Consider the following 25,672-nt stretch of genomic DNA (forward strand, 5'->3'; position numbering starts at 1 on the left):
CACCGAAAAAAACCGAATGTTATGAACATTAAAATCATAGCGATATTAATCTCCCTGATTTGGATGGGCAATTCTGCCCGGAAGGATACTATTCAGCTTTGGACCATCGGCGATTCGACGATGGCCAACAAGAAAGCAGAAGTGTTTCCGGAAACCGGATGGGGACAAGTTTTACACCAGTTTTTCGACGACGGGGTGAAAATCCATAACCATGCAAGGAACGGAAGAAGCACCAAGAGTTTCATCGACGAAGGCAGATGGCAGATCGTTCTTGACAGCCTGAAACCGGGTGATTTCGTCTTCATCCAGTTTGGGCACAATGATGAAAAAATAAAGGACAGCACCCGTTATACCGTGCCATTTGGCAGCTATTCTGATAACCTGAAAAGATTCGTTACCGAAAGCCGCGAAAAAGGTGCGACACCTATTTTACTGACGCCCATCGTTCGCCGGAAATTCGATGCGAAAGGAAAGTTGCTCGATACGCACAAAGATTATCCGGTTGCCATGCGACAGGTAGCCAAAGAGCTGAACGTGCCGCTGATCGACATGGAAAAGCTGACGCGGAAGATGATTCAATCGATGGGCCCGGAAAAAGCCAAAGAACTGTATGTGTGGACACCTCCGACGAAACGTTACCCCGAGGGGCGACACGACGATACACACCTGAAAGTGAAAGGCGCGCAGGCAGTCGCTTCGTTGGCAGCAGAGGCACTGAAGAAGCTTTCGCTGGGATTGTCTAAGCACGTGGTTGCACAGCGTCCGGTAGTCGGGCTCGACAACTGGTTCAACCGCGAGCACAACAAAGCCGGCAAGCTTTACCATTACACCTGGACCGATACGTTGAATAGTGGATATTCACAACTGGGCGATATCTTCAAAGCCAAAGGGGCTGAACTGAGAACGATTGGTCAGGCCCCTACCGCGGCTGAACTTGGCTATCTGGATGTGTATATCATCGTCGATCCGGATACTACATCGGAAAATCCGCAGCCCAATTATATCTCGAAAGAAGATATTCAATCGATAACCAACTGGGTGAAAAATGGAGGGGTGCTGCTTCTGATGGCCAATGATGGCCCGAATTGTGAGTTCACACATTTGAACCAGCTGGCTGGCAAATTTGGGATTCATTTTATTCCTGAAACACTCAACCCGGTTATCAATCACAAATGGGAAATGGGTGCCGAGACCAACCTGCCCAACCATCCGCTGTTTAAAGGGGTGAAGAAAATTTATATGAAAGAGGTCGCCGGAATTAAGATTAGTCAGTCTGCACATCCGGTTTTAACCGATGGAAAGGATATTTTAATGGCCGAAACAACCTTTGGAAAAGGAAAGGTATTGGCTGTTGGCGATCCCTGGCTGTACAACGAATACATCGGGAATAGTCGATTGCCTAAATCGTTCGAAAACAGGAAGGCAGCCCATAACCTGGTGAATTACCTGTTGGATGAAGTAAATCAATAAATTAAAGCGGAGAGTTGCATGTTTCAAGCTTTGCTAAACAAGACGAAGAGTATTAACCTGAAAATATCAAAACAATGAGAAAAATGCACAACAATATCATTACCAATTTTTTGGCTTTGGTAATCATTGTACTGTTTTCCCATGTCAATGGTCAGGCCCAGGAGCGGTCACTGGATTATTACATGAAGAAGACTCCTTTTATTATGCCCGAGGTAACGGTCCCTAAGTTTCCCAACAAGATTTTCGATGTCACGGAATTTGGAGCTGTTGGCGATGGACAAACCCTCAACACACAGGCTTTTGCCGCTGCCATTAATGCCTGTAATGCAGCCGGTGGCGGAAAAGTGGTTGTCCCTCCGGGACTTTGGATTACCGGTCCCATCCAGATGAAAAGCAACGTGAACCTGCACGTGGAACGCGGAGCTCTGGTACAGTTTACTTCGGACCATACGCAATACCCGATGGTGAAAGCGTCAGCCAGCAGCAGCCGGTATGTTACCGCTTCGCCTATTTATGGTTACAAGCTGAAAAATATCGCCATTACTGGTAAAGGAATCATCGACGGAGCCGGCGAAACCTGGCGCCCGGTGAAAAGAGCCAAAATGACGGATGACCAGTGGAAAGACCTGGTCAAGTCGGGCGGAGTGGTTAGCGAAGATGGTAAACTCTGGTGGCCAAGCAAGGAAGCCATTGATGGGAAAAAGTACCTGAAAGAAATGAAAAAGAAAGTCGACAATCCCGGCCCAATGGATTACCTGCCGGCACGCGATTACATGCGTCCGTACATGGTTTACCTGGTGGGTTGCGAGAATCTGCTTATCGAGGACATTACCCTGAGGAACTCTCCTAAATTTGTGCTTTACCCGAACAATTGCGAAAACGTTACCATCCGGCACGCCAATGTCTTCAACGACTGGTGGTCGCAAAACGGCGACGGAATCGATATCAGCGCCAGCAAAAATGTGGTGATTTACCAATGTAACGTCAACGTTGGCGACGATGGTATTTGCATGAAATCAAGCGGTGACGGCCCGGAATCAGGTACCTACAACGTGGAGAATGTTCTGATTGCCGGCTGTAATGTTTACCATGCTCACGGAGGTTTTGTGGTAGGAAGCAATACCAACGGTAACGTGCGCAACGTGTTTGTCAACGACTGTAACTTTGTTGGAACCGACATCGGCATCCGGATGAAAAGTACAGCCGGAAAAGGTGGCATCGTCGAGAATATATACATCAAAGATGTTTACATGACCGGAATCAAAGGTGCAGCAATTTCATTCGACACTTTTTACCAAAATGTACCCGCAGGAACCAGTCGTGACACAAGCAATAAAAAGGCTGAGCATGATATTCCAGTTTTCCGAAACTATTACATTTCCAACGTCTACTGCCTCGGTGCGAACCAATCTATTTACATGTCAGCTTTACCTGAATCACCGATTCAGGACATACACATGGACGATGTTTGGATTAAAGCGAAAAAAGGTGCGGATATGACCAACGTCGACCGGATTACGCTGAAAAATGTAAAAACCGATATTCAGAAAGGACCTGTTTACAAAATCACCAATGGCAGAGATGTGACCATCGACAACGGACATATGCCCAAAGCAGCGAAGGTTTTCATCGAAGCTTCAGGCGACACAAAAGATATTTCTGTCGTGAATACATCGATTCCCAACCTGAAAGAGTTGGTGAAAACGACGGACGGCGCTTCTTCAAAAGCGGTTCATTTCAAATAGTTTAGTTAGCGAGTCGGCTATGACCGGAGGGACCATGTATTTTACAGGGTTTCTGACGGCATTAAGCTTAGTTTTAGTTAGTGAAAATGAGGATAACTCACCCATTCTGTTCCGGTGAGATTATCCTCTTTTTTATGCTTTTGTTGAATTGACTACTATTCGTCCTCTTCCGGGTAGTAATCGTAGAGAAAATCGTTGTACGGAAAACGGGTAACGTGAATTTTCCTTACTTCTTCATAGAGCAATTTCTTAAACTCTTCCACATTTTCCCGCTCCTTGGCGGAAATAAAAATAGAGCCTCCCTGGTGCTTGGCCATCCACGAATGCTGCCAGTCTTCCAACGTCAGATTTTCGCGGGTAACCGGACTCAAATCATCTTCCTCTTTCTCGACATAAGAAAAGGCATCGATTTTATTGAAGACATAAAATTTGGTCTTATCGGCAGCGCCAATTTCCGCTAATGTCTCGTCCACCACTTCGATTTGCTCTTCAAAACCGGGATGCGAAATGTCGACTACATGCAAAAGAATATCCGCCTCACGGGTCTCGTCCAATGTTGACTTAAACGATTCGACCAGGTTGTGTGGTAACTTCCGGATAAAACCAACCGTGTCAGCCAGCAGGAATGGTAGATTACCGACCACCACTTTGCGTACGGTTGTATCGAGCGTCGCAAACAGTTTGTTCTCAGCGAACACATCCGATTTACTCAGCATGTTCATGATGGTCGATTTTCCTACGTTGGTATACCCAACCAGCGCCACACGGACCATCTTACCACGGTTCTTCCGTTGCGTGGCTTTCTGCTTATCGATACGCTCCAACTGTGCTTTCAGCCGGGCGATCTTGTCCAGAATAATACGACGGTCGGTCTCAATCTGTGTTTCACCCGGACCACGTAACCCGATACCACCGCGCTGACGTTCAAGGTGAGTCCACATCCGGGTCAACCGGGGGAGCATATATTGGTATTGCGCCAGTTCCACCTGCGTTTTGGCGTGCGCCGTCTTCGCTCTGCGGGCAAAAATATCCAAAATCAGATTCGTCCGATCGAGAATCTTCCGGTTGATCGCCCGCTCAATATTTCGCAGCTGGGTTGGCGACAATTCATCATCAAAAATAACGACATCGATATCGTGAACTTTCACAAAGTCGATAATCTCCTGCAATTTTCCCGGTCCTACAAACGTTGCCGGATTGGGCACTTCCAGGCGTTGAAAAAATTGTCCCAGAACTTCCGCGCCGGCTGTATCGGCCAGAAAATCCAGTTCATCAAGATATTCTTTTGCCTGCCTTTCGTCCTGCTTCGAGTGTATCAGACCGACGAGCACTGCTTTTTCTTTCTCTTGTGCTGTAATATAGGGTTCTGCCATGGTGCAAAAGTAAATAATTCAGACAAAAAAAATCCCGGCACAACGGCCGGGATCTTTTTATCTTGTTTGCAAAGTCTTTACTGCAATACAAAGTTAATCGGTACAGTAAATGATACGCGAACCGGCTTACCACGCTGTTTACCCGGCTTCCATTTCGGAAGTGAGTTAATCACGCGTAATGCTTCTTTGTCAAGTGACGGGTCAACACCACGTGCAATTTTTGCATCGGTTACTGAACCATCTGTGTTAACAACAAAGTTCACATACACTTTACCCTGAATACCGTTTTCCTGTGCGATAACCGGATATTTGATAGCGTTGGCAATGTACTTACGCAGTGCCAAATCGCCACCCGGGAACTCCGGCATATCTTCCACGATGAAGAATACCTGTTGTTCGTCGGTTTTTTCTTCTTCCTGCTGCTGAATCGGAGCTACATTTACCACCGTGTTATCGTCGGCTTCCGTATCTTCAATCTGCAGTTCGTCGTCAATATCCGTGTTGTTATCCACGATATTAAGTACCTCTACAACCTGTGGTGGTGGAGGTGGTGGCGGCGGTTTAACTTCTTCCGGCCGCGTAATCGGGATCATTTCGTCTTCTACATCTTGAGCCTGTACCTGTCCCAGATTGTCAGCCTCCTTAATTTGGCTGTTCCAATTGAAAGCCAGGAGTACCAAACCCAGAGAAATTACCAGCCCAAGTTGAACGAAGATACCCCTCTTGTTTTCAAGATCCGCTTTGGGTGATTTCTTCGGTTCCATAGTTTTAAGTTATTTCCGAGTTAAATTATTCTTCTTTTTTCGAGGGTTTAAAGATAAAAAATAATCTACAATTCAAAGTTTTTTAATCTCAATTTTGAAATGTTTCAAACACCTCCTTTTTTTCTTTAAACTCGACTTTCTACCTATTTTTTCGAAAGAAACACAAAAAAGTTCCAATTTTGCACGTTAATATTTGTTTCTTTTAAAAAAATTGTATTTTTGCTCCGCATCATTTGGGGGCGTAGCTCAGTTGGCTAGAGCGTTTGACTGGCAGTCAAGAGGTCGCGGGTTCGAGCCCCGCCGTCTCCACCAAACATAAAAAGCCTGGTTCAGTGAGCCAGGCTTTTTGTTTCCCCCAACTCACTACCTATTTGATCTTCGATAAATATAGTTTCTGAAGATCCTCCAGGTAGTTTAAGTCCAGTTTCTTCGAATAAATCCGAACCATCTCGCGCAGTTTGAATTTATAGTAAAACGCTCCTTTGGCCGAGTCAAACTTGCTGCCAAACCAATTGTAGATCACCTGCTGGTTGTATTCATTAAACTCTTCAGATGTCATATATTTTGGTAAAAGGATATAGGCATGGTAGTCTTCCGAGCAGTCCATGAAAATCCCTTTGGCCACTTTCTGAATACAGAAGGTTTTTTTCAGGGTAATGATGCCCTCCTCCTGTTTCCACTTTCCGGTAATTGTTTTGGGTTTAATTCCCAGTTCGGCGAACGCTTCCTGAATCGGTTTAATATCGTCGTAGCTGTCGAGGTGACGTAAACGCAGCGTGTGAAACGTTTTGTTGTAGATTTTTACGGATGCGCAGGCAGCTTCAAAATTCCAGCCTTTCGTCTTTTTAATATGTTGAAATGCTCTTGATACTTCGAAGACTTCGTAATCTTTTTCCAAGCCAATGTAGAGGTACACAGGTTTGGCTTCGTTAGGAACTTCGTTGTAGTAGCCGGGAAAAGGTTGGAATGACTCAAAAACCAGCGTTCCTGGAATCGTTTTGTCGGAGATCGTAAATAAAGTTTCGCTCTTCGACAACGTTCCGAAAACTTCAAATTTCTTATTTTTGCCCATAATTTAGAAGGTTTTTGCAGGTTATAAAATTATAATCCTGTATTCCTAAACAATAATTTAGAGCTTTTGTTAGTAAAAACCTACTACAGACCTATATTTTATTTAACATTTAACTCTTTCCAAAACTAAAACCTCGCCTGACATTTCATGAGAAAAGACCAGCATAAAATATTAAAAGAGGTTCATCCATCGAGAGTTATCATTCCACTCATCATCAGTGTGGCGGTGGGAATTTACATCGTGGCCGTGGAAGAAACTCCTCCATCCTTATCTGATTTGCATTTTAACCGTCAGATGGTGGGCTGGCTGCTGGCGGTGCTGGCCATGGTACTCATGCGGGACATCGGATACATCATCAGGTTACGCATCCTTTCCGACAAGCAACTATCACTTATTCAATCCATTCGAATCACCTTTCTGTGGGAGTTTGCATCTGCAGTAACCCCTTCAGCCATTGGCGGAACTTCTGTCGCATTACTGTTTTTATATAAAGAAGGACTTTCGATCGGAAAAGGCTCAGCAATTGTACTCGCGACATTCTTCCTCGATGAGCTTTATTTCATCCTCATGTTCCCGTTGGTCATCTGGTTGGGAGGATGGCAGCAGCTTTTTGAAGTCACCCCGGGCGATCCGTCTTCGATTTTTCGAAACCAGTTTTTCTGGTTTGCTATCGCCGGTTACGGTGTCAAGCTGACGATTATTTCTCTGGTTAGTTACGGACTGTTTATCAACCCCAGAGCCATTAAAAAACTGATTGCTGTCGTGTTTCGTTTGCCTTTCCTGAAACGCTGGCAACAAGATGCGATGGATTCGGGTGATGAAATTGCCATGGCCTCAAAAGAGCTGACAGCCAAGCCATTTTCATTTTGGGTAAAAAGCTTCACGGCTACTTTCTTCTCCTGGACATCACGTTATTGGGTGGCCAACTTCCTCATTCTGGCTCTGTTCTTCGGATTAAAAGGACAGCTCAACCAGGATATCGTTTCCATCGGAGAGCAAATTCACATCTTTGCCCGCCAGCTTATTATGTGGATTATGATGATGGTGATGCCTACTCCGGGTGGAACCGGCTTCTCCGAAGTGGTTTTCCTGCAATACATGGATGTATTTATTCCACAGGGGTTCGCGAGTCTCATGGCCATTATCTGGCGGTTTGTGAGCTACTATCCGTATCTTTTCATCGGAGCGGTGATTTTACCGGGATGGATTCGACGCAGTTTCAAACGCCGGCATGCTCCGAAAAAAGCTGAAGCGTAAGACGAATATGAGAGAGAAATGGATTTCGGTTGAAGGAATCGGACAGGTAAAACTGGTGAAGAACAAACGGTCGAAGCAGATGCGCATTACCGTGAAACCTTCCGGCGAAGTGCGGGTGAGTATGCCCTGGTACACAACATACGAATCAGGCATCTCCTTTTTACTGAACCGAAAAGAGTGGATTCTTGATACGCTGACACATTATCAGGACAATCCTCCACGACAAAATTCGTTTCAACCGGGTGTTTTATTCCAAACCCGAAACCGGACCTACGAGCTGGCTGTGTCGAAACGAACCGACGACCGATTGATTATTTCCTTTCCGGGAAACCGTTGTATTCTCGAACTTCCGGAAAACCGATCGCCTGAGAAGCCGGCGCTGCAGCAAACCATTGTCAGAGTTCTGACCGAGCAGTTACGCAAGGAAGCCAAACAATACCTGCCCAGGCGAACCAAAGAGTTGGCTGAGCAACTGAACTTCCGTTACAAACAGGTTTTCATCAAAAACAATAAAAGCAACTGGGGCAGCTGCTCGAGTTTAGGCAATATCAATCTGAACCTCCACCTGATGCGTCTGCCCGATCCGTTCATCGATTTGGTGATTGTGCATGAGCTGGTGCATACTGTTATTCCCAATCACGGACCGGAATTCAAAGCAGCGATGCAGCGCTTCTTCCCGGAAGCAAAAGCCATGGAAAAGGAGCTGAAAAAGTATCATCCCCGTTTTTTTAACATTTGATTGGGGGTTTACGAAAAAACAGAGAACTTTATCGTCTTAATTTTAAATTGTCAGCCAAATGATGCAGTGGGACCAGTTACTTTCGGCGAAACGCCTGGGACTTGAAGAAAGACATACCAACGAAATTCACGATGCCCGGTCACAATTTCAGCGCGATTACGACCGCATTATCTTCTCCTCTCCTTTTCGCCGCCTTCAGGACAAGACACAGGTCTTTCCCCTGCCGGGAAGCATTTTTGTGCACAACCGACTGACACACTCGCTGGAAGTAGCCAGCGTAGGGCGATCGCTTGGCAACATGGTCGCCACTGAATTGGAAAAACAACCGGACATTGAACACAAGGAGCTGCTCCCGGAGATTGGTTCCATCGTATCGTCGGCTTGCCTGGCGCACGACTTAGGTAATCCGCCTTTCGGGCATTCGGGCGAATCGGCCATTGCCAATTACTTCACTGACGGACAAGGCATCAACTACCGTAAAGAGATGACATCGGAAGAGTGGAACGACCTGACACTTTTCGAAGGAAATGCCAACGCGTTCCGTATTCTGAGTCACCAGTTTAAAGGCCGACGCGCCGGGGGTTTTGCCCTCACATACACCACGCTGGCATCCATTATCAAATATCCCTATCCTTCGCATATGGCCGGAGGAAAACAGAAATTCGGTTATTTCCAGAGCGAGAAGGAGACCTTCCAAAAAATTATTGGTGAATTGGGATTACCTGAAAGCCAGGAGACGACGGGAAAATTTGCCCGGCATCCATTGGTGTACCTCGTTGAAGCAGCCGACGATATCTGCTACCAGGTAATGGATGTGGAAGATGCGCACAAGCTGAAAATTCTGACCTACGAAGAGACGGAAAATTTGTTGATGGCTTTCTTTTCTTCCGAAGAAGATAAAAAGACGCGGGAATCCATTCAGCGTAACTTCAAAACGGTAACCGACCGCAATGAACGTATAGCGTACCTCCGCGCAACCGTTATCGGACGATTGGTTCGGGAATGTGCCACAATTTTCATGGACAACCACGATACGATTTTAGCCGGAAATTTTGAAGGTTCGCTTTTCAAACGCCTGGCCGGTACTTCCGCGAAAGCGATGGACCACATTAAAAAAGTATCGGTGAGCCGGATCTACAGCGAGCGTTCGGTGGTACAAATTGAGATTGCCGGTTACAAAATTCTCGGAACATTGATGGACGAATTCACCCAGGCTATTATGCATGAAAATAATCCGCTGTCGAAGAAACTGCTCTCCATCATTCCCGAGCAATACCGCAACGATGAGCACTCAACTTATGGGAAAATCCAATCGGTGGTCGACTTCGTTTCCGGCATGACCGACCCGTTTGCCCTCGACCTGTACCGAAAAATTACCGGCATCAGTCTCCCGCAAATTGGGTAATAAAAAAGCCCCTCGCAAAAGGGGCTTCCGTTTTCCGGTTCACCGGGAATATTATTTTGTCAGTTCACTTTTCAGCAACTTCACGTTGTTGCGCAACTTATGTAATTCCGCATCTTTCTTATCCATCTCACTTTGCATCGAAGCAACTTTCGACTGCGTTTTCTTCAGCTCAGCTTTTGCTTCGTTCAACTGATTCTGGACCACTTCCATTTGATTTGCCTTCGCCGTAGTAGCGTCTTTCTGGTTACTTAAATCAAACCGTAAATCGCTCAATTCTTTATTCAATTCTCTAATCCGCGCCTCTCCCGACTTGATTTCATCGTTCAACTCATCAATCTGCTTATCGCGTTGCGCAACGGCTGCTTTCAACTGTCGTTTCTCCGTTTCGAACGCATAGATTTTATCCGACATATCGGCATTGGTTTTCGCCACATTCGACGATAATTTGTCAATGGCGACATTCAGCGAATCGATGTAGGTATCTTTTACGGCATTGCTCATCCGCAGCTTATTCTGCATGGTATTGAACTCGGAGCGGATATCGCTGGTCAGATGATTGAGCGAATCGACGGTGGCCGTTAAGGCAATTACGCGGTTGGCAGCCCTGATTTTGCCCTGTTCCATTTCGAGGTATTTCTTTTTCGACACACACGAATGTCCCAGCAGCATTACCACTGCCAGACCGGTGAAAAGACTAAGTTGGCGGTATTTCATGTCTCAGCATTAATGTTTATGACCTAACAAATATAGGAAATTAAAGATGCTTTCCTTTTCAAAATTAAACCGTAAGCATACCGAAATGTTTATCTTTACGAGGTACGATGCCTCCGGCTGAGAAGCATAATATGACAAAAAGAAAGACGATTGCACCAACAGAATATTTAAACACCGACAGAATGAGACACAAAATAGCTGCCCTTGTTATTGCCTTTTTCCTTCCGGGAATATTGTTTGCACAGAATAAAACAGCAACCATCAAAGGTATTGTGATTGACAATGCCACCGGCAAACCGGTTCAGTATGCTAATATTGGAATTGAAGGAACCTTCCTGGGCTCGGCCAGTAACGCCTCGGGACAGTTTGAATTCAATGTTCCGGCATCGGAGAAAAACGGTTACCTGTATGCTTCGGCGGTGGGCTACGAAACAGTGAAGAGAGCTGTCAGTTCCATCAATTCAAGCGAATCCATTGTCCTGAAAATGGAACCACAATCCTACAAAATTGAGGATGTCGACATCAGTGCGCAATCGCTGGTTCTCTATCGCATTCTTCGCGAAGCTTCTCAAAAAATCAGCGACAACTACCTGCTGGGCCCCTTGAGTTCGCAGGCTTATTACCGGAACGACATTACCGAAAACGGAAAGTTAATTCATCACCGCGAAGCGGCAGTGGAAATCTCCGATAAAACCGGCTATGTAAAGGAAACGCCGGCCCAGGAACAAAAAGACATCAACTACCGGTTCATGGAAGTCCGGACGAACGTCCCGGTATCTTCACTAGCTGACGGCATGACACAGATGGACGAATTGCTGAGTTACGACATTGTTCGGAACAGCTCGGGAGTTTTGAACAACAAGTTTCTTCATGACTACGATTTGACGCTTGACAAGGTGACTCAACTCGACGGCGATTCCATCTGGGTAATCAATTACACGCTGAATCATCCGGATATCAGTCACACCGGCGACTTTTACGTCACTGCTTACAAAGGGAAAATTTACATCAGCAAGAAGAATTATGCGGTGGTGAAAAACGAAACATGGGTGACAGCATCCAATTACAGCCGCCAGGGACGCTCGTTCGCCGTAACCGGAAAGTCTAATTTAAAACCAGTCGAAATTCATTACAACTTCACCACCTCTTACCGGAAAAACGGCAACAAGTATACCCTGGGATTCACGAAGGCCACCCGCCAGAATGTCTGGTTAAACACACAAACCCACAACAAGCGAACCGTTGTATATCAAACATATTTATTACCATCTGTGATCGAAACAGTCCACCCCAATATGCTGAGCGAACGGGAATATTTCGTCAACAAGCCCTATAACAAGGCTTTTTGGGACTCTTTTAACTCAATGGTTCAATAAAAATCAATTGTACATAAGTTCTCCATCTCGCTGAGTTGGAGGATACTTTAAGCAAACTTTATTCGTTTCATTACTGAAAAATCGAAATTATCCGCTTACTTTGCGGCTGATTTTTAGAATTAAAACTAATCATAACGTAAACAAACAGTTAGCCTTAATGGCATCTGTAATTTTTAGTGTCGCATCTGTTTAGAAATAAAAGGATTGACTCATTGGGGCCGAATATCTTCGGGAGTTTTGTAAACCTTTGGCAAAACAGATTCGTCTAAAAGAAATAGGTGTGCTATTCAAATGAAAAAAATACTTGCATATATATCGCTGCTTCCCGGCGTCATTCTGCTGTTGACGATTGGAAGTTGTACCATGAATGATAATGACCTGCTGACTCCGGCACCCAACAACTCACTCATTGTATCGGAAGAAATATATCCCAACATGGATGCCCTGCTTCCTAACGAAGTAATTGCCTACGAATACGACAACCAGGGGTTCATCAGTAAGAAGTTGTATTACGACGCGAAAACCGGCGTACTAGACAGGGAGACCATTTTTCAGACAGACGGTGAGGGACGCAAGCTGAAAGCCCTGAACTATCAGCACAACACCATCGACACGTCCGGAATTCAGCTGATTTCAACCCGCGAATACGAATATGCCGACAACAAGCTGCAGGCTGAGTATGTTACACTTCCCGGCGGTGAAAGGTCGTTGGATGTAAAATACATTTACGGACGCGACCAGTTGGAAAGAAAAGAATTTTACAGGGCAGGCGAAGTGTTGTATTACGATGCATACGATTACAAGAAAGACGGAAAACTGGATAATATCACCCGGTATACTCCGTCGGAATATATCATGTCGTGGATTGAATACGAATACGGCAGCAATAACCTCAAGTCGGTAATGAAATATTTCGACCATACCGGTGCTGTTTACAAGCAGGAATTTTTTCACTACAACTCCGACGGTGAGTTGCGACTGGTGGAACACCAAAACGGCTTGTTGTCGGGAAAATCCCAATCGACTGTCACGCGGTATTCTTACATGTAAGCAAACGTTTCTCACCGGTAAAAAGACAGGAATCGCTTCGCTCCTGATGGGGTCAACTTCACAAGAAAAGTCTGAGAAAAGGAACTAAAACGGAAATTCAAGGCATAAAAAAAGGGCTTGCCTTAAAGCATCCCTTACTGTTGCCCCGCCAGGTCTCGAACCTGGACTCTTCTGAACCAGAATCAGACGTGTTGCCAATTACACCACAGGGCAATAAAATTGTTGACCCGCCAGGGCTCGAACCTGGACTCTTCTGAACCAAAATCAGACGTGTTGCCAATTACACCACGGGTCAATCATTCAGTGTCCTATCTCTTAGGACGGGTGCAAAATTATAAAGATTTTTCTTATTGCAAATCTTTTCATTTAAATTTTTGCTCCCGAAAAGCTTATATTTGCTACAAAGCAAATAGATAACATGTCCGATTTTCATAAGAAAAACGTTGTACTGGGCTGGATTGTATTTGGTTTGTCCGCCACAGTTTACCTTCTCACATTAGAGCCTACCGTTAGTTTTTGGGACTGCGGCGAATTTTTAGCCGCCTCGTACAAACTTCAAATCGGCCATCCACCGGGAGCACCACTTTACCTGATGGTGGCGCGAATTTTTTCATTGCTGACCTCCAATCCGGCCAAGGTGGCGCATATTGTCAACAGTTTTTCCGGACTCATCAGCGGAGCTACCATTATGTTCCTCTTCTGGACTATCACTCACCTAGCCCGCATGCTGATGCCCAATCCCAAAGAGTTGAAAAGCAGCGAACAAATTCTGGTGCTGGGTTCCGGTCTCGTCGGCGCATTGGCATATGCTTTTACCGATACCTTCTGGTTTTCAGCAGTCGAAGCTGAGGTATATGCCTTCTCGTCATTCTTTACGGCCGTAGTTTTCTGGGCTATTCTTAAGTGGGAAGAAGAAGCGGATCAGCCTCGCGCCAATCGTTGGATTGTACTAATTGCTTACCTGATGGGGCTTTCGATTGGTGTTCATTTGCTGAACCTGTTAGCAATTCCGGCAATGGTCTTCATCTTCTACTTCAAAAAATATCAAACTTCCCGGAAGGGATTCATCATCACACTGCTCGTGGCAATGGCTATCCTGGGAACCATTATGTGGGGTATTATTCCGGGCGTACCCAAAATTGCCGGCTGGTTTGAACTGATCGCCGTGAACGGTATGAATCTTCCCTACAACTCCGGCCTATTGATTTTTGTGGCGATTATTATTGCCGCCCTGTTTTACGGTATTTATTATACCTACCGGGAAAAGAAATACCTGGGCAACACCATCCTGTTAAGCGTGCTGATGCTCATCATCGGGTATTCGTCCTACTCCCTTATCATCATCCGATCGGGTGCCAATCCGCCCATGGACGAAAATAATCCCGACAATGTGTTCTCGCTGGAAAGTTACCTGAACCGCACACAATACGGCGAGCGCCCGTTGGTTTATGGCCGCTACTACGATGCACCGGTTGTAGGTCAAAAAAAGGGAAACACGGTTGTTGTTCAGGACAACGGAAAATACAAAAAGGAAATCCCCTTCCCCGCCTACGAATATGATAGTCGGTTTAAGACTTTGTTCCCACGAATGTACAGCAATATGCCCCAGCATGTGCAGGCATACAAAAGTTGGGGCGGAACCAACGGAACTTCCCTGCCTGTAGACGATGGCAGCGGACAGACACAAATGCGCAAAAAGCCTTCGTTTGGTGACAACCTGCGGTTCTTTTTCAGCTACCAGACCGGGTTCATGTATTTCCGCTATTTCATGTGGAATTTCGTAGGGCGGCAAAACGATATTCAGGGTTACGGAGGTGTTGTTCACGGCAACTGGATTAGCGGTATTAATTTCCTCGATGATATGCGCCTCGGGCCGCAGGAGGACCTTCCTTCGGATTTGAAAAACAACAAGGCCCGAAACCGGTATTACTTCCTGCCGCTTATACTTGGCTTACTCGGTTTTGTCTTCCAGTATTCACGCGGAAAGCGTGGCCGGCAGGATTGGTGGGTTGTTTTTCTGCTGTTCATCTTTACCGGGCTCGCGATTGTGGTCTACCTTAACCAAACACCGTTCCAGCCGCGTGAGCGGGACTATGCCTACGTGGGCTCGTTCTATGCGTTTGCGATTTGGATTGGAATGGGAGTGCTGGGCTTGTATGAGTTGCTGGCCAAACGTATCCGAATGAAGAAGGCATTGCCGTGGTTGGTAACTGCTGTGGCAATGGTCGTACCGGTGATTCTGATTGCACAGAATTACAATGATCACGATCGGTCGAACCGGTACATGGCCCGCGATTATGCCCGCGACTACCTGGAATCGTGCGCTCCTAACGCGATCCTGTTTACTTACGGCGATAACGATACGTTTCCGCTGTGGTATGTGCAGGAAGTAGAGGGCATTCGTACGGATGTACGCATTTGCAATCTCAGCTTGCTGGGAATGGACTGGTACATCACGCAAATGAAATCGCGGAATTATAATTCCGCGCCGTTACCTGTAAAACTGAAGGAGGATACTTATCGCATGGGTAAACGGGATTACATTCCGGTAATCCCGAAATTCAGAAAACCCATTCCGCTGAAAGACGCTGTTGATGTTGTTGCCAGCGATGATCCCCGTTCTAAAGTTGAAATGCAGAGTGGCGATAAAATCGATTTCCTTCCGGCGACAACACTTTATATGCCTGTCAATAAGCAACAGGTGTTGAAAAACGGAACGGTGGCCCCGGAAGATGCTTCCGATATTGCCGATACTGTTACCTTTCATATCGGAGCCAACAGCTTATCGAAAAGTGATTTTGCCATACTCGACATGATTGCTAACAACAACTGGAACCGGCCTGTTTATTTCGATCTTAGCGCAATACAGTCGTTACACCTTGGCCTTAAGGACTATTTGCAGCTGGAAGGCTTGGCTTACCGGTTAGTCCCAATTAAAACGCCGTCAAACGGAATGTCGATTGGGCGTGTCAACAGTCGCATTTTGTATCACAACCTGATGGACAAATTTACCTGGGGCAACATCAGTGATACAACAATATGGGTGGATGACAACAACGTAAAAGAAGTGAGGATCATCGATGCCAAACCAACTTTCACGCGGTTAGCGCAAACACTGCTGGACGAAGGGAAACGGGATTCGGCTCTTCATGTTCTGGACCGTTGTGTGGCTACATTCCCCAACCGGAATATCCCGTATGACTACGAAGATTTTGATATTGCCGCAACGTATTACGAAGCCAATGCTCCGGAAAAAGCAAATACCATCATCCGAAAACTGGCAGACCTGACCATCGAGCGGCTGGACTATTACGTCAAGTTGCCCACTTACCTTTCCGACGGACTCGACCGGGAAAGACAGCGGCAAATGGCGATCCTGTCCAACTGTGTGCATATTGCCAAGCAATATAAACAGGAAGATTTGAGCAAAGAACTCGATGACCGGTTGAGTAACCTGATCAACCGTTACAGTCTTTCCGCAAAATAAAAAAAACCTTTTCCCGGTAGGCAGTATGAACTGTTTCCCGGGAAAAGGTTCTTTCCTTATTTTTAAACAGAGCTTATTCTGATTTATGCCGCCAGTAGTCCGATTTTGACTTACTGTCTAACCGTGCGTAAATATTGGCCAGGTAAGCCGCATATCGTATTGAAGGATGAGCCGTATAGAGCTTTTTAAATAAATCGCGGGCTGTACGGTAATCTGCTGAAATTCCTTTCAGTGCCTTCAGCAATTTGCTGTACTGACTGCGGGTATGATTCTTTTCGTAAGCAGCCATCTGATTTTTATACCGCTCCTCTACAGAACTATACAACAACCGGGCTTTTCGGAAAAGGGCATCTTCATTCGTCGGATCCAGTTTTAGCAACATCTCCTGTGCCTTATTCAACTCCGGTTCTCGGTTCAATGACTGACAAACCTCGAAGTACATTTCCACGTAATCTTTGTTGTTTTTCACGTCGCTTTCGATGTAAGGCCACTCTTTAATAGCCTGCTCGTAGTTTTCACTTTCCACAAGCGCCTCGAAATAACGTTCCCGCGCCTTCAGTGCATCCGGACCTTTCACATCAAATGAAAAATAATACCCAAGTGCATCCAGCTCTTTCGACAGGTTGTCGATTTTATGGTAATGGTGTGCCAGGTACAACCACATCTCCGGGGAACTCTGCCCTTTCAATCTCGCTTTATCGTACCATTGAAAAGCTTGTTTGTCATCGCCGGCCTTAGCCGCAGCCTTGGCTGCTTTCAAGTAATTATCAGGAGTGAAAACAGCGCCGACATTTCCGTAATCAGCAATAATTTGTCCCCATGCCGCAGTTGCTTTGGCGTACTCACCTTTATTGTAATACGATTCGGCGTTATTAGTTAACGCTGTGAAGTTTTTTGAAACGGAACAGGACGCCGTCAAAAGGGCAACTAGTCCGATAAGAATATATCCCTTCAATCTCACATCTACAGTTTTAGAAATTAAAAGCATCAAAGGTAAGTCATTTTGTTTCACCAACCCAAACAAGCATTCCAAAAACGATTTTCTTAAAAATTGTAAATATTTGATACATATCCGGCTGCAACTTTTATTTTTGTTAAATTAGATTAATCAAAAAAAGCATTGTACCAGATAAATTAAGCATTACGTTTCGAGTTGTCCTGTGAAGGAAGGTTTTATATCTTCGCACTTCCAGTGAAGAACAAGACAGTTAGCGAATCAACGTGACAAACATGAAAAAATACAATCTTTACAACAACATTACCGGTTGGCTGGTATTCATCGTGGCCGCCACGACTTACCTGTTAACAATGGAGCCCACTGCAAGTTATTGGGACTGTCCTGAATTTATAACAACGGCCTACCGGATGGAAATCGGACACCCGCCGGGTGCACCGTTTTTTATGCTCATCCAGCGTTTCTTTTCGCTTTTTGCCAGCTCTCCTTCCCATGTGGCTATCATGATGAATTCATGGTCGGCTATCGCCAGTGGATTGACGATTCTATTCCTCTTTTGGACTATTTCGCACCTGGCACGTAAAATTGTACTGAAGAATGGTGAAGAACCGACGACTGCGCAACTGATTGCTATTCTGGGAGCCAGCACCGTCGGCGCCTTAGCTTATACATTCTCCGACACCTTCTGGTTTTCGGCCGTGGAAGCGGAGGTTTATGCAACCTCCTCGTTGTTTACCGCGCTCGTTTTCTGGGCTATATTAAAATGGGAAAACGAAGCTGATTCGCCGGGCTCCAAGCGTTGGTTAATCTTTATTGCCTATATGATTGGCTTGTCCATCGGTGTTCACTTGCTGAACCTGCTGGCCATTCCAGCCATTGTATTTGTATACTACTTCCGGAAATATAAAGTCACCAAGCCGGGTCTGGCTATTGCGTTCGTTACTGCCATTGTTCTTTTGGCATTCATCATGTACGGCGTTATTCCGGGAGTTGTGAAAGTGGCTTCGTGGTTTGAACTGCTTTTTGTTAATTCATTCGGAGCACCCTACAACACAGGTGTCGTAATTTACGCCGCACTGCTGATTACTGCGGTTATCTGGGGATTACGGTATACCATCAAAAAGAAGAAAATTTTGGCCAACACCATTTTGCTGGCCTTTACCGTTATTGTCATCGGGTATTCTTCTTATGCCATTGTGGTGATTCGTTCGTCGGCCAACCCACCCATGGACCAGAACAACCCGGACAACGTTTTCGGTTTGCTGGCTTACCTGAATCGCGAACAATACGGCGACCGGCCGTTGTTATACGGGCAGTACTACGATGCACCGCTTGATCGCCAGGATCCATACACACAGGGCAAACCCGATTATGTAGAAGATCACGGTAAATACATCATATCGAATTACAAACAGCATCCGAACTTCGATAGTCGTTTTGAGACTTTCTTCCCCCGGATGTACAGTTCCGATCCACAGCATGTTTCTGATTACAAATCTTGGGTACACATAACAGGAACCAAAATCCGAACGACGGACCGAAACGGGAACCCGAAGGTTCTGGTCAAACCGTCATTCGCCGATAACCTCGCCTTCTTCTTCCGATACCAGGTAGGCTGGATGTATTGGCGATATTTTATGTGGAACTTCTCGGGAAGACAAAATGATATTCAGGGACACGGCGACATTCTTCGTGGTAACTGGATTACCGGAATTAAATTCCTAGATGCAGCACGACTGGGGAATCAGAATAATATTCCGAAGGTATACGCCAATAACAAAGGTCGGAATACCTACTTCATGTTGCCGTTGATTCTTGGACTGCTTGGAATTTTCTTTCAACTGAATTCCGGGAAGCGGGGGAAGCGCGACTTCTGGGTGGTCTTCCTGCTCTTTTTCATGACAGGTATAGCCATTGTTCTCTACCTGAACCAGACACCACACCAGCCGCGTGAGCGGGATTATGCTTACGCCGGTTCGTTCTATGCGTTCGCCATCTGGATAGGGCTCGGTGTGCTCGCTCTCATCGATATACTGAAGAAAGTGACGCCGCCGGTATTAGGTTCTATTCTGGCTACAGTTATCAGCCTCTTTGCAGTGCCTGTATTAATGGCCAGTCAGAACTGGGACGACCATGACCGCTCGAACCGATACACAGCGCGGGACTTCGGCGCCGATTACCTGGAGTCATGTGCCCCCAACGCCATTCTCTTCACCAACGGTGATAACGATACCTTCCCGTTGTGGTACGCCCAGGAGGTGGAAGGTATTCGTACCGACGTGCGTGTCTGTAACCTGAGTTATCTGCAGACCGACTGGTACATTGATCAAATGCGGCAAAAGGCTTACAAATCAGATCCGCTGCCGATCAACTTTACGCACGACCAATATCTGGAGGGAACAAGAGATCTGATTTATGTAATCAATCAATTGAAACGTCCGGTCAACCTGAAAGAGGCTATCGATTTTGTGCGCTCGGACGACCCACGGACCAAACTGCGGCAAGCGGATAATTCATCATACATACCTACGAATGAACTGTTCTATCCGGTTGATTCAGCCGAGGTGATGAAAAACCATGTGATTACGCCTGAGCAAGCCAGGCACATGGTGAAACAACTCAATATTAAACTGAAAGGTCATTACATCACGAAGGATGAATTGATGATCCTGGACATGATTGCTAACAACAACTGGAAGCGACCAATGTACTTCGCCATCACGGTAGGAAGTGACAAGTATCTCAACCTGCAGAACCATTTTATGTCAGAAGGATTCGCTTACCGCGTTGTTCCAATGGATTTCAAATCGGAAAACGGACAGATTGGCGGTGTGGACGCTGATACCATGTATAACAACATGATGCACAAGTTCAAGTGGGGTAACATGAACGACCCGAATGTTTACCTCGACGAGAACAATACCCGCATGGCCATGAATGTGCGTAACAACTTCGTCCGCCTGGCTGATGCGCTGATAGCCAAAGGCAGAAAAGATTCAGCCATCACCGTGCTCAACAAATGTGAAGAGATTGTCCCCAACAGTAAAGTTGAATACAACTACTTTAACTTGCTGATGGCTGAAGACTACTTCAAGGCCGGGGCCAACGACAAGGCGAAAAACGTACTGAACATCATGCTCAGCAACTACGACGATGAATTGAATTATTTCTTCTCGTTGCAGCCGAAATTCCAGAAAACCATCCAGGATGATATTCAACGACCACTCTTTATTATCCGGGAAATGGCAAAAACGGCTGACAAGTACGGAGAGAAAGATTTGGCCAAAACATTGAGTGATAAATTCACTACTTATGTTCAGATCTATTCATCAACTAACTGATAAATAACGGCTACAGGTAAAGTAATTTATGCTAAATTTGTTTTTACGGCATAAATTACTTTACCTTTGCGCCGTATTGAGGTGTTGCGACGCATTACCTTTAATCCAACAAAATGAGACTGAAACCTCAGGTACATTTACCTCGACATATTACAAAATGGTTTCCGGCCGCCATCTGGCGCATTCCGGAAGAGGATAAAAAAGTTGTTTATCTCACCTTTGACGACGGCCCGATTCCCAGTGTTACTCCATGGGTCTTGAAACTCCTGAAGGAAAATGATATCAAGGCTACTTTCTTTTGTGTTGGAGAAAATGTGTTCCGTTATCCCGAGATTTTCGAGCAGATAGTAGAAGACGGTCATGCCGTTGGAAATCATACTTATCATCACATTCAGGGATTGAAAAGCGAGAATGTCTCCTATTTCAAAGACATCGAACAGGCCAATCACCTCATCGGCTCGAATCTTTTCCGTCCACCGCACGGTTGGTTGAAACGCTCACAATACCATTTCATTTCACAGAAATACAGAATCATCATGTGGGATGTTATCTCATGTGATTATAACCAGAATATCACCAAAGAAGAAGTTCTGAACAATGTGCTGAAGTATTCGCGTCCCGGAAGTATTATCACGTTCCACGATTCGCTGAAAGCTGAGGGACACCTGCGTTATGCCTTGCCCAAAGCAATTGCTGAATTGAAAAAACAGGGATACGAATTCCGCAAGATTGAATTCCCGAAAGAACGCCGGTTATTCAACCCGGTTCATCGCCAGCGTTTGCAAAAATTGCGGCAAACCATTCGCCAGGTACGGCGCTGGGCATAATATCCTTTTCCACAATCTGCATACAGATTATTTTATCAACGTCTTCGCATGACTGACACAGGATAACTGTGCCCCACACCGTCGATTTGTTTCGCTACCGTGCAATAATTGAGTATATTTGCCGACAACTGAAAGAGCACAATCATCCTGAACAAAAAAGAACCAATCACATGAAGATTTTACTCGTTGGCTCCGGAGGCCGGGAGCACGCCCTTGCCTGGAAAATCAAGCAAAGCCCAAAAGTTGACCAGCTATTTATCGCTCCGGGAAATGCCGGAACTGCTGAAACCGGGACCAATTTGAACATTGGCGTAAGCGATTTCAATGGTTTGCGCGATGCCGTTACGGAAAACAACATCGACATGGTCGTTGTCGGTCCCGAAGTTCCGCTCGTGGAAGGCATTGTTGACTTTTTCGCTGCTGACGATCAAGTAAAGAATATTCCGGTGATTGGTCCCGATAAGGAAGGTGCCCGTCTGGAAGGCAGTAAGGATTTTGCCAAAGACTTTATGGTTCGCCACAACATTCCAACGGCTAAATATCTTTCAGTTACCACCAAAAATCTCGAAGAAGGTATCCGTTTCCTGAAAACGATGAAAGCTCCTTTCGTGCTAAAAGCTGATGGATTGGCCGCAGGAAAAGGAGTGCTGATTATCGATTCGCTGGAAGAAGCAGAAGCCTCGCTGCGGGAAATGCTGGGTGGAAAATTTGGTGAAGCCAGTGCACGCGTGGTGATTGAAGAGTTTCTGAAAGGTGTCGAATGTTCGGTGTTTGTGCTCACCGATGGTAAAGGATACAAAATTCTGCCCGAAGCAAAGGATTACAAGCGAATTGGCGAAGGTGACACCGGCCTCAACACCGGAGGAATGGGTGCCATTTCACCAGTACCGTTTGCGGACAAAACCTTCATGAAAAAGGTGGAAGATCGCATTATCCGCCCCACTGTTGAAGGACTGCAAAAAGATCAAATCAACTACCGTGGATTTATCTTCCTGGGACTGATGAATTTCGATGGTGAGCCGTATGTGATAGAATACAACGTTCGCATGGGCGACCCCGAAACGGAAGCTGTTATGCTGCGCGTTAAATCCGATTTTGTCGACTTGCTCGAAGGCATGGCCGAAGGTAACCTGGCAGAAAAGAATCTGGAAATTGATGAACGGGCAGCCGTAACGGTGATGTTGGTTTCCGGAGGCTATCCCGAAGCTTACGAGAAGGGCAAAGTCATTTCGAAATTAGAGAAAGTGCAGGATAGCATTGTCTTTCACGCTGGAACGAAATTCGATGGCAACCAGGTGGTGACCAGCGGCGGACGGGTTATTTCGGTCAGTTCGTACGGCACAGACCGTCACGAAGCGCTCGAGCAATCCTATAAAAATGCCGGGATCATCGATTTTGAAAAAAAATATTATCGCCACGATTTAGGATTCGACCTATAAAATAGTTGTCTGTATGGTATTACGATTTCTAAAGACCAATCAGATTGTCCATTTGGTGCTTATTCCGTTAGCCGGAATATTACTTTGGCTACCCGGTTTAATCCACCCGAAAACTTTTAATTTTTTTTCAGGCGAAGCGGATATGCCCCTTTATCGGATTACAGGCGCGTACCTGATAAAATTTCCGTTTCTGTCGGCTTTCGCCGGATTAATCGTCGTGGTTCTCAGCGCCTTTCTCATCAACCAAATCAGTACCCGCTTTCAGTTTCTGCGCTCCCGTTCCGGTTTGCCCGGAATCATCTACCTGCTGACGGTTTCAGCGTTTCCGTCAATGCATACGTTGCACCCGGTACACTTGGCGTCTCTGTTTGTTTTCCTGGCGCTCATCAGCATCTTCGACACGTATCATCATTCCAATACCATACCCGATACGTTTAATGCTGCCTTTTTTCTGTCGGTGGGTTCGCTGTTTTATTTCCCGACCATCTTTCTTTTTCCCATTACCTGGATAAGCATAGCGGTACTGCAAAAGGGCGATAACTGGCGGCTGCTTTTCATTCCGCTGGTGGGATTTGCGGCGCCATGGTTCATCGCTGGCTCTGTCTACTATCTGAATGATATGTTGCCTCAGCTTTTCAGCGTTGTTCAGGAAAATATTCACACTGCCAACATCAACATTATCAACACCCTTTCTTTCCAAATCTTATCCGGATTATTCATCTTCCTGGCCGTGCTTGGAAGTAGTTCCATTCTCAGCCGTTACGATGTCAAGAAAATCAGCTCACGGAAGTACTTCATCATATTCTACTGGATGGTGGCCTTTCTGGTAGTCTCTATTTTGTTCAGCCGTTCAGTCGGCATTGAGGCAATTATCTTGCTGGCCATTCCGTTTTCGTACTTCATCGCCCACTTTTTCATTTTTGCAAAAAACCGTTTCTGGCCCGAACTGCTGTTTTATCTGTTCCTCGGAACCATTGCAACGGTTATGATAATTGGCTAATCCGATGGATTCATCAAAGCCGACACTGGCCATATATGGCATTCAGGACCGGATGGACCTGGACCATCCGGGTTATGTCCACGACCACAATATGGCACTCATGTCGGGTGGGAAAGTGATTAAGCTTTTACAGCTGGAACGCATCAGTCGCCGAAAACGGGATAATCATCTGTACCAGCAAATCACCGAACTTCTGCGAAAGGAGAAGCTACTCTTCCCTGCCGATTACGATTTAGTTTTTGTGGATAATGTGGTCGGACGGTCTTTCATCTCGACTGATGGACAAGCCCGGTTCGAAGCACCGCTAAACGAAAAACTTTTCGCTTCCGCGGAAAAAGGCCGCTGCTGGTGGTATGGCAACGAACATGATGCCTGGGTAGTCAATCACGAACTGGCTCATCTCTTCTCCTCTCTCCCGTTCACCGGTGATATAAAAGACAACAGCCTGTTGGTCCACTTCGACGGCGGCGCCAGCCTATCGAATTTTTCGGCATGGACCTATCGGGACAACCAAATAATACCACTGGAATATCACTGGGACCTTAAATACCTGACCACCCTGTTCAATGCCAATGCACTTGCTTTTGGAATTATTGGAGCGAAAATGGATGACCAAAATTCCGTTCCCGGGAAGATGATGGGCTATGCGTCGTATGGAAAATATTCGCCAGAATTGGAGCAGTGGCTAAACAAGCATCAGTTCTTTGAAGATATCTGGGGAAAGCGTTCCAATTTCTTCCAGCAGGCAAAAGAAGACTGGAACTGGCAGGGAAATTCATTTGACCAGAAAGACCATTTTCTCCAGGATATCATTGCCACCATGCAGCATATATTTCAGCGCGATTTCCTGAAAAAGTTAAGAGAATTACGTGAGCAAACCGGTTGTGAAAACTTGTATTACTCCGGTGGTTGCGCCTTGAATATTGTAACCAATTCGCTCATTGTGAATGAAAATCTGTTCGACTTTGTTTTCATTCCGCCTTGCTGCGAGGATTCCGGACTGGCACTGGGAGCTGCGGCCTACGTTGAGTGGTTGAAACACGGCAAAGTTGAGAAACATTCGCCGTACCTGAACAACTGGGGGCTTCTTCCCGAAAAGGTCAACTACAATAGAGAGACACTGGAGCAGATAGCCGCTGACCTGATGGACAACTGTATCATCGGAATTGCGAATGGTGCGGGAGAATCGGGACCGCGTGCGTTGGGAAACCGGAGTATCATTGCCCGGGCGGACTCGGTTCAACTGGCCCGAAAAGTGAGCATGAAACACAAAGGCCGGGAATGGTACCGCCCGGTGGCTCCCATCATGCTGGAACGAAATGCCAAAACAGTATCGGGCCTTGACGAAATTCATCCGTTATCGCGATACATGCTGCTGGATTTCGATATTCTTCCCGAAAGGAAAAAAGAGATGGAAGGAGTGGTTCATGTGGATGGCACATCGCGAATTCAAACCATTTTCCAACGCGAGGATAATCCTTTCCTGTTCGATTTACTGGAACTGCTTGATGAAAAATATGGATTGAAAGCCTTAATCAACACCTCATTTAACCAACGCGGTGAGCCAATCGTTCATACGGCAGAAGACGCCTTATCATCGGCTAAAGCGATGCAACTCGATGGTGTGGTTCTTAACGGAAAGTATTCGAGATTATAAC

The 25,672-nt window shown here is 45.9% G+C and carries 18 protein-coding genes and 3 tRNA genes; 14 read left to right on the top strand and 7 right to left on the bottom strand.

Annotated elements, in window-relative coordinates:
* Positions 1–21: 21 nt before the first annotated feature.
* The gene (locus CLV93_RS03120; protein WP_106540685.1) at positions 22–1,470 is read left to right on the top strand and encodes a GDSL-type esterase/lipase family protein; all 1,449 of its coding nucleotides are present in this window, start codon (positions 22–24) and stop codon (positions 1,468–1,470) included.
* 74 nt (positions 1,471–1,544) lie between these two features.
* Positions 1,545–3,215, top strand: a complete 1,671-nt coding sequence (locus tag CLV93_RS03125; protein WP_106540686.1) for a glycoside hydrolase family 28 protein — start codon at positions 1,545–1,547, stop codon at positions 3,213–3,215.
* A 155-nt stretch (positions 3,216–3,370) separates the two neighbouring features.
* Here the strand turns inward: CLV93_RS03125 and hflX are convergent, their stop codons facing one another.
* Both hflX and CLV93_RS03135 read right to left on the bottom strand, forming a co-directional pair.
* On the bottom strand, positions 3,371–4,588 hold the full coding sequence (gene hflX, locus CLV93_RS03130; protein ID WP_106540687.1) for a GTPase HflX: 1,218 nt from the start codon (positions 4,586–4,588) through the stop codon (positions 3,371–3,373).
* Between the two features lie 77 nt (positions 4,589–4,665).
* Positions 4,666–5,352 carry an energy transducer TonB gene (locus tag CLV93_RS03135; protein ID WP_106540688.1) on the bottom strand — a complete coding sequence of 229 codons (687 nt, stop codon included), beginning with the start codon at positions 5,350–5,352 and terminating at the stop codon, positions 4,666–4,668.
* 235 nt (positions 5,353–5,587) lie between these two features.
* Here CLV93_RS03135 and CLV93_RS03140 point away from each other — a divergent pair.
* Positions 5,588–5,664: transfer RNA gene (locus tag CLV93_RS03140), tRNA-Ala, on the top strand.
* A gap of 55 nt (positions 5,665–5,719) precedes the next feature.
* Here CLV93_RS03140 and CLV93_RS03145 read toward each other — a convergent pair.
* Positions 5,720–6,424, bottom strand: a complete 705-nt coding sequence (locus CLV93_RS03145; RefSeq protein WP_106540689.1) for a hypothetical protein — start codon at positions 6,422–6,424, stop codon at positions 5,720–5,722.
* A gap of 147 nt (positions 6,425–6,571) precedes the next feature.
* Here CLV93_RS03145 and CLV93_RS03150 point away from each other — a divergent pair, with 147 nt between their 5' ends.
* The 3 genes from CLV93_RS03150 to CLV93_RS03160 are packed head-to-tail and all read left to right on the top strand — an operon-like array spanning position 6,572 to position 9,825.
* Positions 6,572–7,681, top strand: coding sequence for a lysylphosphatidylglycerol synthase transmembrane domain-containing protein (locus CLV93_RS03150; RefSeq protein WP_106540690.1), 1,110 nt, complete (start codon positions 6,572–6,574; stop codon positions 7,679–7,681).
* Positions 7,656–8,420: a M48 family metallopeptidase gene (locus tag CLV93_RS03155; RefSeq protein ID WP_106540825.1), complete on the top strand. Its 765-nt coding sequence runs from the start codon at positions 7,656–7,658 to the stop codon at positions 8,418–8,420. Before CLV93_RS03150 ends, CLV93_RS03155 begins: the two co-directional genes overlap by 26 nt.
* 58 nt (positions 8,421–8,478) lie before the next feature.
* A complete protein-coding gene (locus CLV93_RS03160; RefSeq protein ID WP_106540691.1) occupies positions 8,479–9,825 on the top strand; it encodes a deoxyguanosinetriphosphate triphosphohydrolase in 1,347 nt (448 codons plus the stop codon).
* A 51-nt stretch (positions 9,826–9,876) separates the two neighbouring features.
* Here the strand turns inward: CLV93_RS03160 and CLV93_RS03165 are convergent, their stop codons facing one another.
* Positions 9,877–10,539, bottom strand: a complete 663-nt coding sequence (locus tag CLV93_RS03165) for a hypothetical protein (RefSeq protein ID WP_106540692.1) — start codon at positions 10,537–10,539, stop codon at positions 9,877–9,879.
* A 182-nt stretch (positions 10,540–10,721) separates the two neighbouring features.
* On the opposite strand from CLV93_RS03165, the gene CLV93_RS03170 reads away from it, so the two are divergent.
* Together CLV93_RS03170 and CLV93_RS03175 are read left to right on the top strand one after the other, a co-directional pair.
* Positions 10,722–11,915: a carboxypeptidase-like regulatory domain-containing protein gene (locus CLV93_RS03170; protein WP_170108853.1), complete on the top strand. Its 1,194-nt coding sequence runs from the start codon at positions 10,722–10,724 to the stop codon at positions 11,913–11,915.
* A gap of 291 nt (positions 11,916–12,206) precedes the next feature.
* Positions 12,207–12,965: a hypothetical protein gene (locus tag CLV93_RS03175; protein WP_106540694.1), complete on the top strand. Its 759-nt coding sequence runs from the start codon at positions 12,207–12,209 to the stop codon at positions 12,963–12,965.
* 140 nt (positions 12,966–13,105) lie between these two features.
* Here the strand turns inward: CLV93_RS03175 and CLV93_RS03180 are convergent.
* Positions 13,106–13,178 (bottom strand) — tRNA-Gln (locus tag CLV93_RS03180).
* Between the two features lie 9 nt (positions 13,179–13,187).
* Positions 13,188–13,260: transfer RNA gene (locus CLV93_RS03185), tRNA-Gln, on the bottom strand.
* Between the two features lie 123 nt (positions 13,261–13,383).
* Here CLV93_RS03185 and CLV93_RS03190 point away from each other — a divergent pair.
* Positions 13,384–16,452 carry a glycosyltransferase family 117 protein gene (locus CLV93_RS03190; protein ID WP_106540695.1) on the top strand — a complete coding sequence of 1,023 codons (3,069 nt, stop codon included), beginning with the start codon at positions 13,384–13,386 and terminating at the stop codon, positions 16,450–16,452.
* 73 nt (positions 16,453–16,525) lie between these two features.
* On the opposite strand, the gene CLV93_RS03195 is transcribed toward CLV93_RS03190, so the two are convergent.
* Positions 16,526–17,413 carry a tetratricopeptide repeat protein gene (locus CLV93_RS03195; RefSeq protein WP_146141936.1) on the bottom strand — a complete coding sequence of 296 codons (888 nt, stop codon included), beginning with the start codon at positions 17,411–17,413 and terminating at the stop codon, positions 16,526–16,528.
* A 269-nt stretch (positions 17,414–17,682) separates the two neighbouring features.
* Between CLV93_RS03195 and CLV93_RS03200 the strand changes: the two genes are divergently transcribed.
* From CLV93_RS03200 to CLV93_RS03220, 5 genes are all read left to right on the top strand, one after another.
* A complete protein-coding gene (locus CLV93_RS03200) occupies positions 17,683–20,748 on the top strand; it encodes a glycosyltransferase family 117 protein (RefSeq protein ID WP_106540697.1) in 3,066 nt (1,021 codons plus the stop codon).
* Between the two features lie 113 nt (positions 20,749–20,861).
* Positions 20,862–21,575, top strand: a complete 714-nt coding sequence (locus CLV93_RS03205; protein ID WP_106540698.1) for a polysaccharide deacetylase family protein — start codon at positions 20,862–20,864, stop codon at positions 21,573–21,575.
* 170 nt (positions 21,576–21,745) lie between these two features.
* Positions 21,746–23,014 carry a phosphoribosylamine--glycine ligase gene (gene purD / locus CLV93_RS03210; RefSeq protein WP_106540699.1) on the top strand — a complete coding sequence of 423 codons (1,269 nt, stop codon included), beginning with the start codon at positions 21,746–21,748 and terminating at the stop codon, positions 23,012–23,014.
* Between the two features lie 13 nt (positions 23,015–23,027).
* Positions 23,028–24,014, top strand: a complete 987-nt coding sequence (locus CLV93_RS03215; protein ID WP_106540700.1) for a DUF6427 family protein — start codon at positions 23,028–23,030, stop codon at positions 24,012–24,014.
* 4 nt (positions 24,015–24,018) lie between these two features.
* The gene (locus tag CLV93_RS03220) at positions 24,019–25,671 is read left to right on the top strand and encodes a carbamoyltransferase C-terminal domain-containing protein (protein ID WP_106540701.1); all 1,653 of its coding nucleotides are present in this window, start codon (positions 24,019–24,021) and stop codon (positions 25,669–25,671) included.
* The last annotated feature ends 1 nt before the right edge of the window (position 25,672 follow it).

Origin of the sequence: Prolixibacter denitrificans, from assembly GCF_003014495.1 — a bacterium.
Lineage (GTDB): Bacteria > Bacteroidota > Bacteroidia > Bacteroidales > Prolixibacteraceae > Prolixibacter > Prolixibacter denitrificans.

Coding starts and splice junctions, on each gene's coding strand:
- CLV93_RS03190 (WP_106540695.1), top strand. CDS start 13,384: ATGTCCGATTTTCATAAGAAAAACGTTGTACTGGGCTGGATTGTATTT.
- CLV93_RS03145 (WP_106540689.1), bottom strand. CDS start 6,424: ATGGGCAAAAATAAGAAATTTGAAGTTTTCGGAACGTTGTCGAAGAGC.
- CLV93_RS03165 (WP_106540692.1), bottom strand. CDS start 10,539: ATGAAATACCGCCAACTTAGTCTTTTCACCGGTCTGGCAGTGGTAATG.
- CLV93_RS03120 (WP_106540685.1), top strand. CDS start 22: ATGAACATTAAAATCATAGCGATATTAATCTCCCTGATTTGGATGGGC.
- CLV93_RS03220 (WP_106540701.1), top strand. CDS start 24,019: ATGGATTCATCAAAGCCGACACTGGCCATATATGGCATTCAGGACCGG.
- CLV93_RS03205 (WP_106540698.1), top strand. CDS start 20,862: ATGAGACTGAAACCTCAGGTACATTTACCTCGACATATTACAAAATGG.
- CLV93_RS03170 (WP_170108853.1), top strand. CDS start 10,722: ATGAGACACAAAATAGCTGCCCTTGTTATTGCCTTTTTCCTTCCGGGA.
- CLV93_RS03200 (WP_106540697.1), top strand. CDS start 17,683: ATGAAAAAATACAATCTTTACAACAACATTACCGGTTGGCTGGTATTC.
- purD (WP_106540699.1), top strand. CDS start 21,746: ATGAAGATTTTACTCGTTGGCTCCGGAGGCCGGGAGCACGCCCTTGCC.
- CLV93_RS03125 (WP_106540686.1), top strand. CDS start 1,545: ATGAGAAAAATGCACAACAATATCATTACCAATTTTTTGGCTTTGGTA.
- CLV93_RS03155 (WP_106540825.1), top strand. CDS start 7,656: ATGCTCCGAAAAAAGCTGAAGCGTAAGACGAATATGAGAGAGAAATGG.
- CLV93_RS03150 (WP_106540690.1), top strand. CDS start 6,572: ATGAGAAAAGACCAGCATAAAATATTAAAAGAGGTTCATCCATCGAGA.
- CLV93_RS03135 (WP_106540688.1), bottom strand. CDS start 5,352: ATGGAACCGAAGAAATCACCCAAAGCGGATCTTGAAAACAAGAGGGGT.
- hflX (WP_106540687.1), bottom strand. CDS start 4,588: ATGGCAGAACCCTATATTACAGCACAAGAGAAAGAAAAAGCAGTGCTC.
- CLV93_RS03215 (WP_106540700.1), top strand. CDS start 23,028: ATGGTATTACGATTTCTAAAGACCAATCAGATTGTCCATTTGGTGCTT.
- CLV93_RS03175 (WP_106540694.1), top strand. CDS start 12,207: ATGAAAAAAATACTTGCATATATATCGCTGCTTCCCGGCGTCATTCTG.
- CLV93_RS03160 (WP_106540691.1), top strand. CDS start 8,479: ATGATGCAGTGGGACCAGTTACTTTCGGCGAAACGCCTGGGACTTGAA.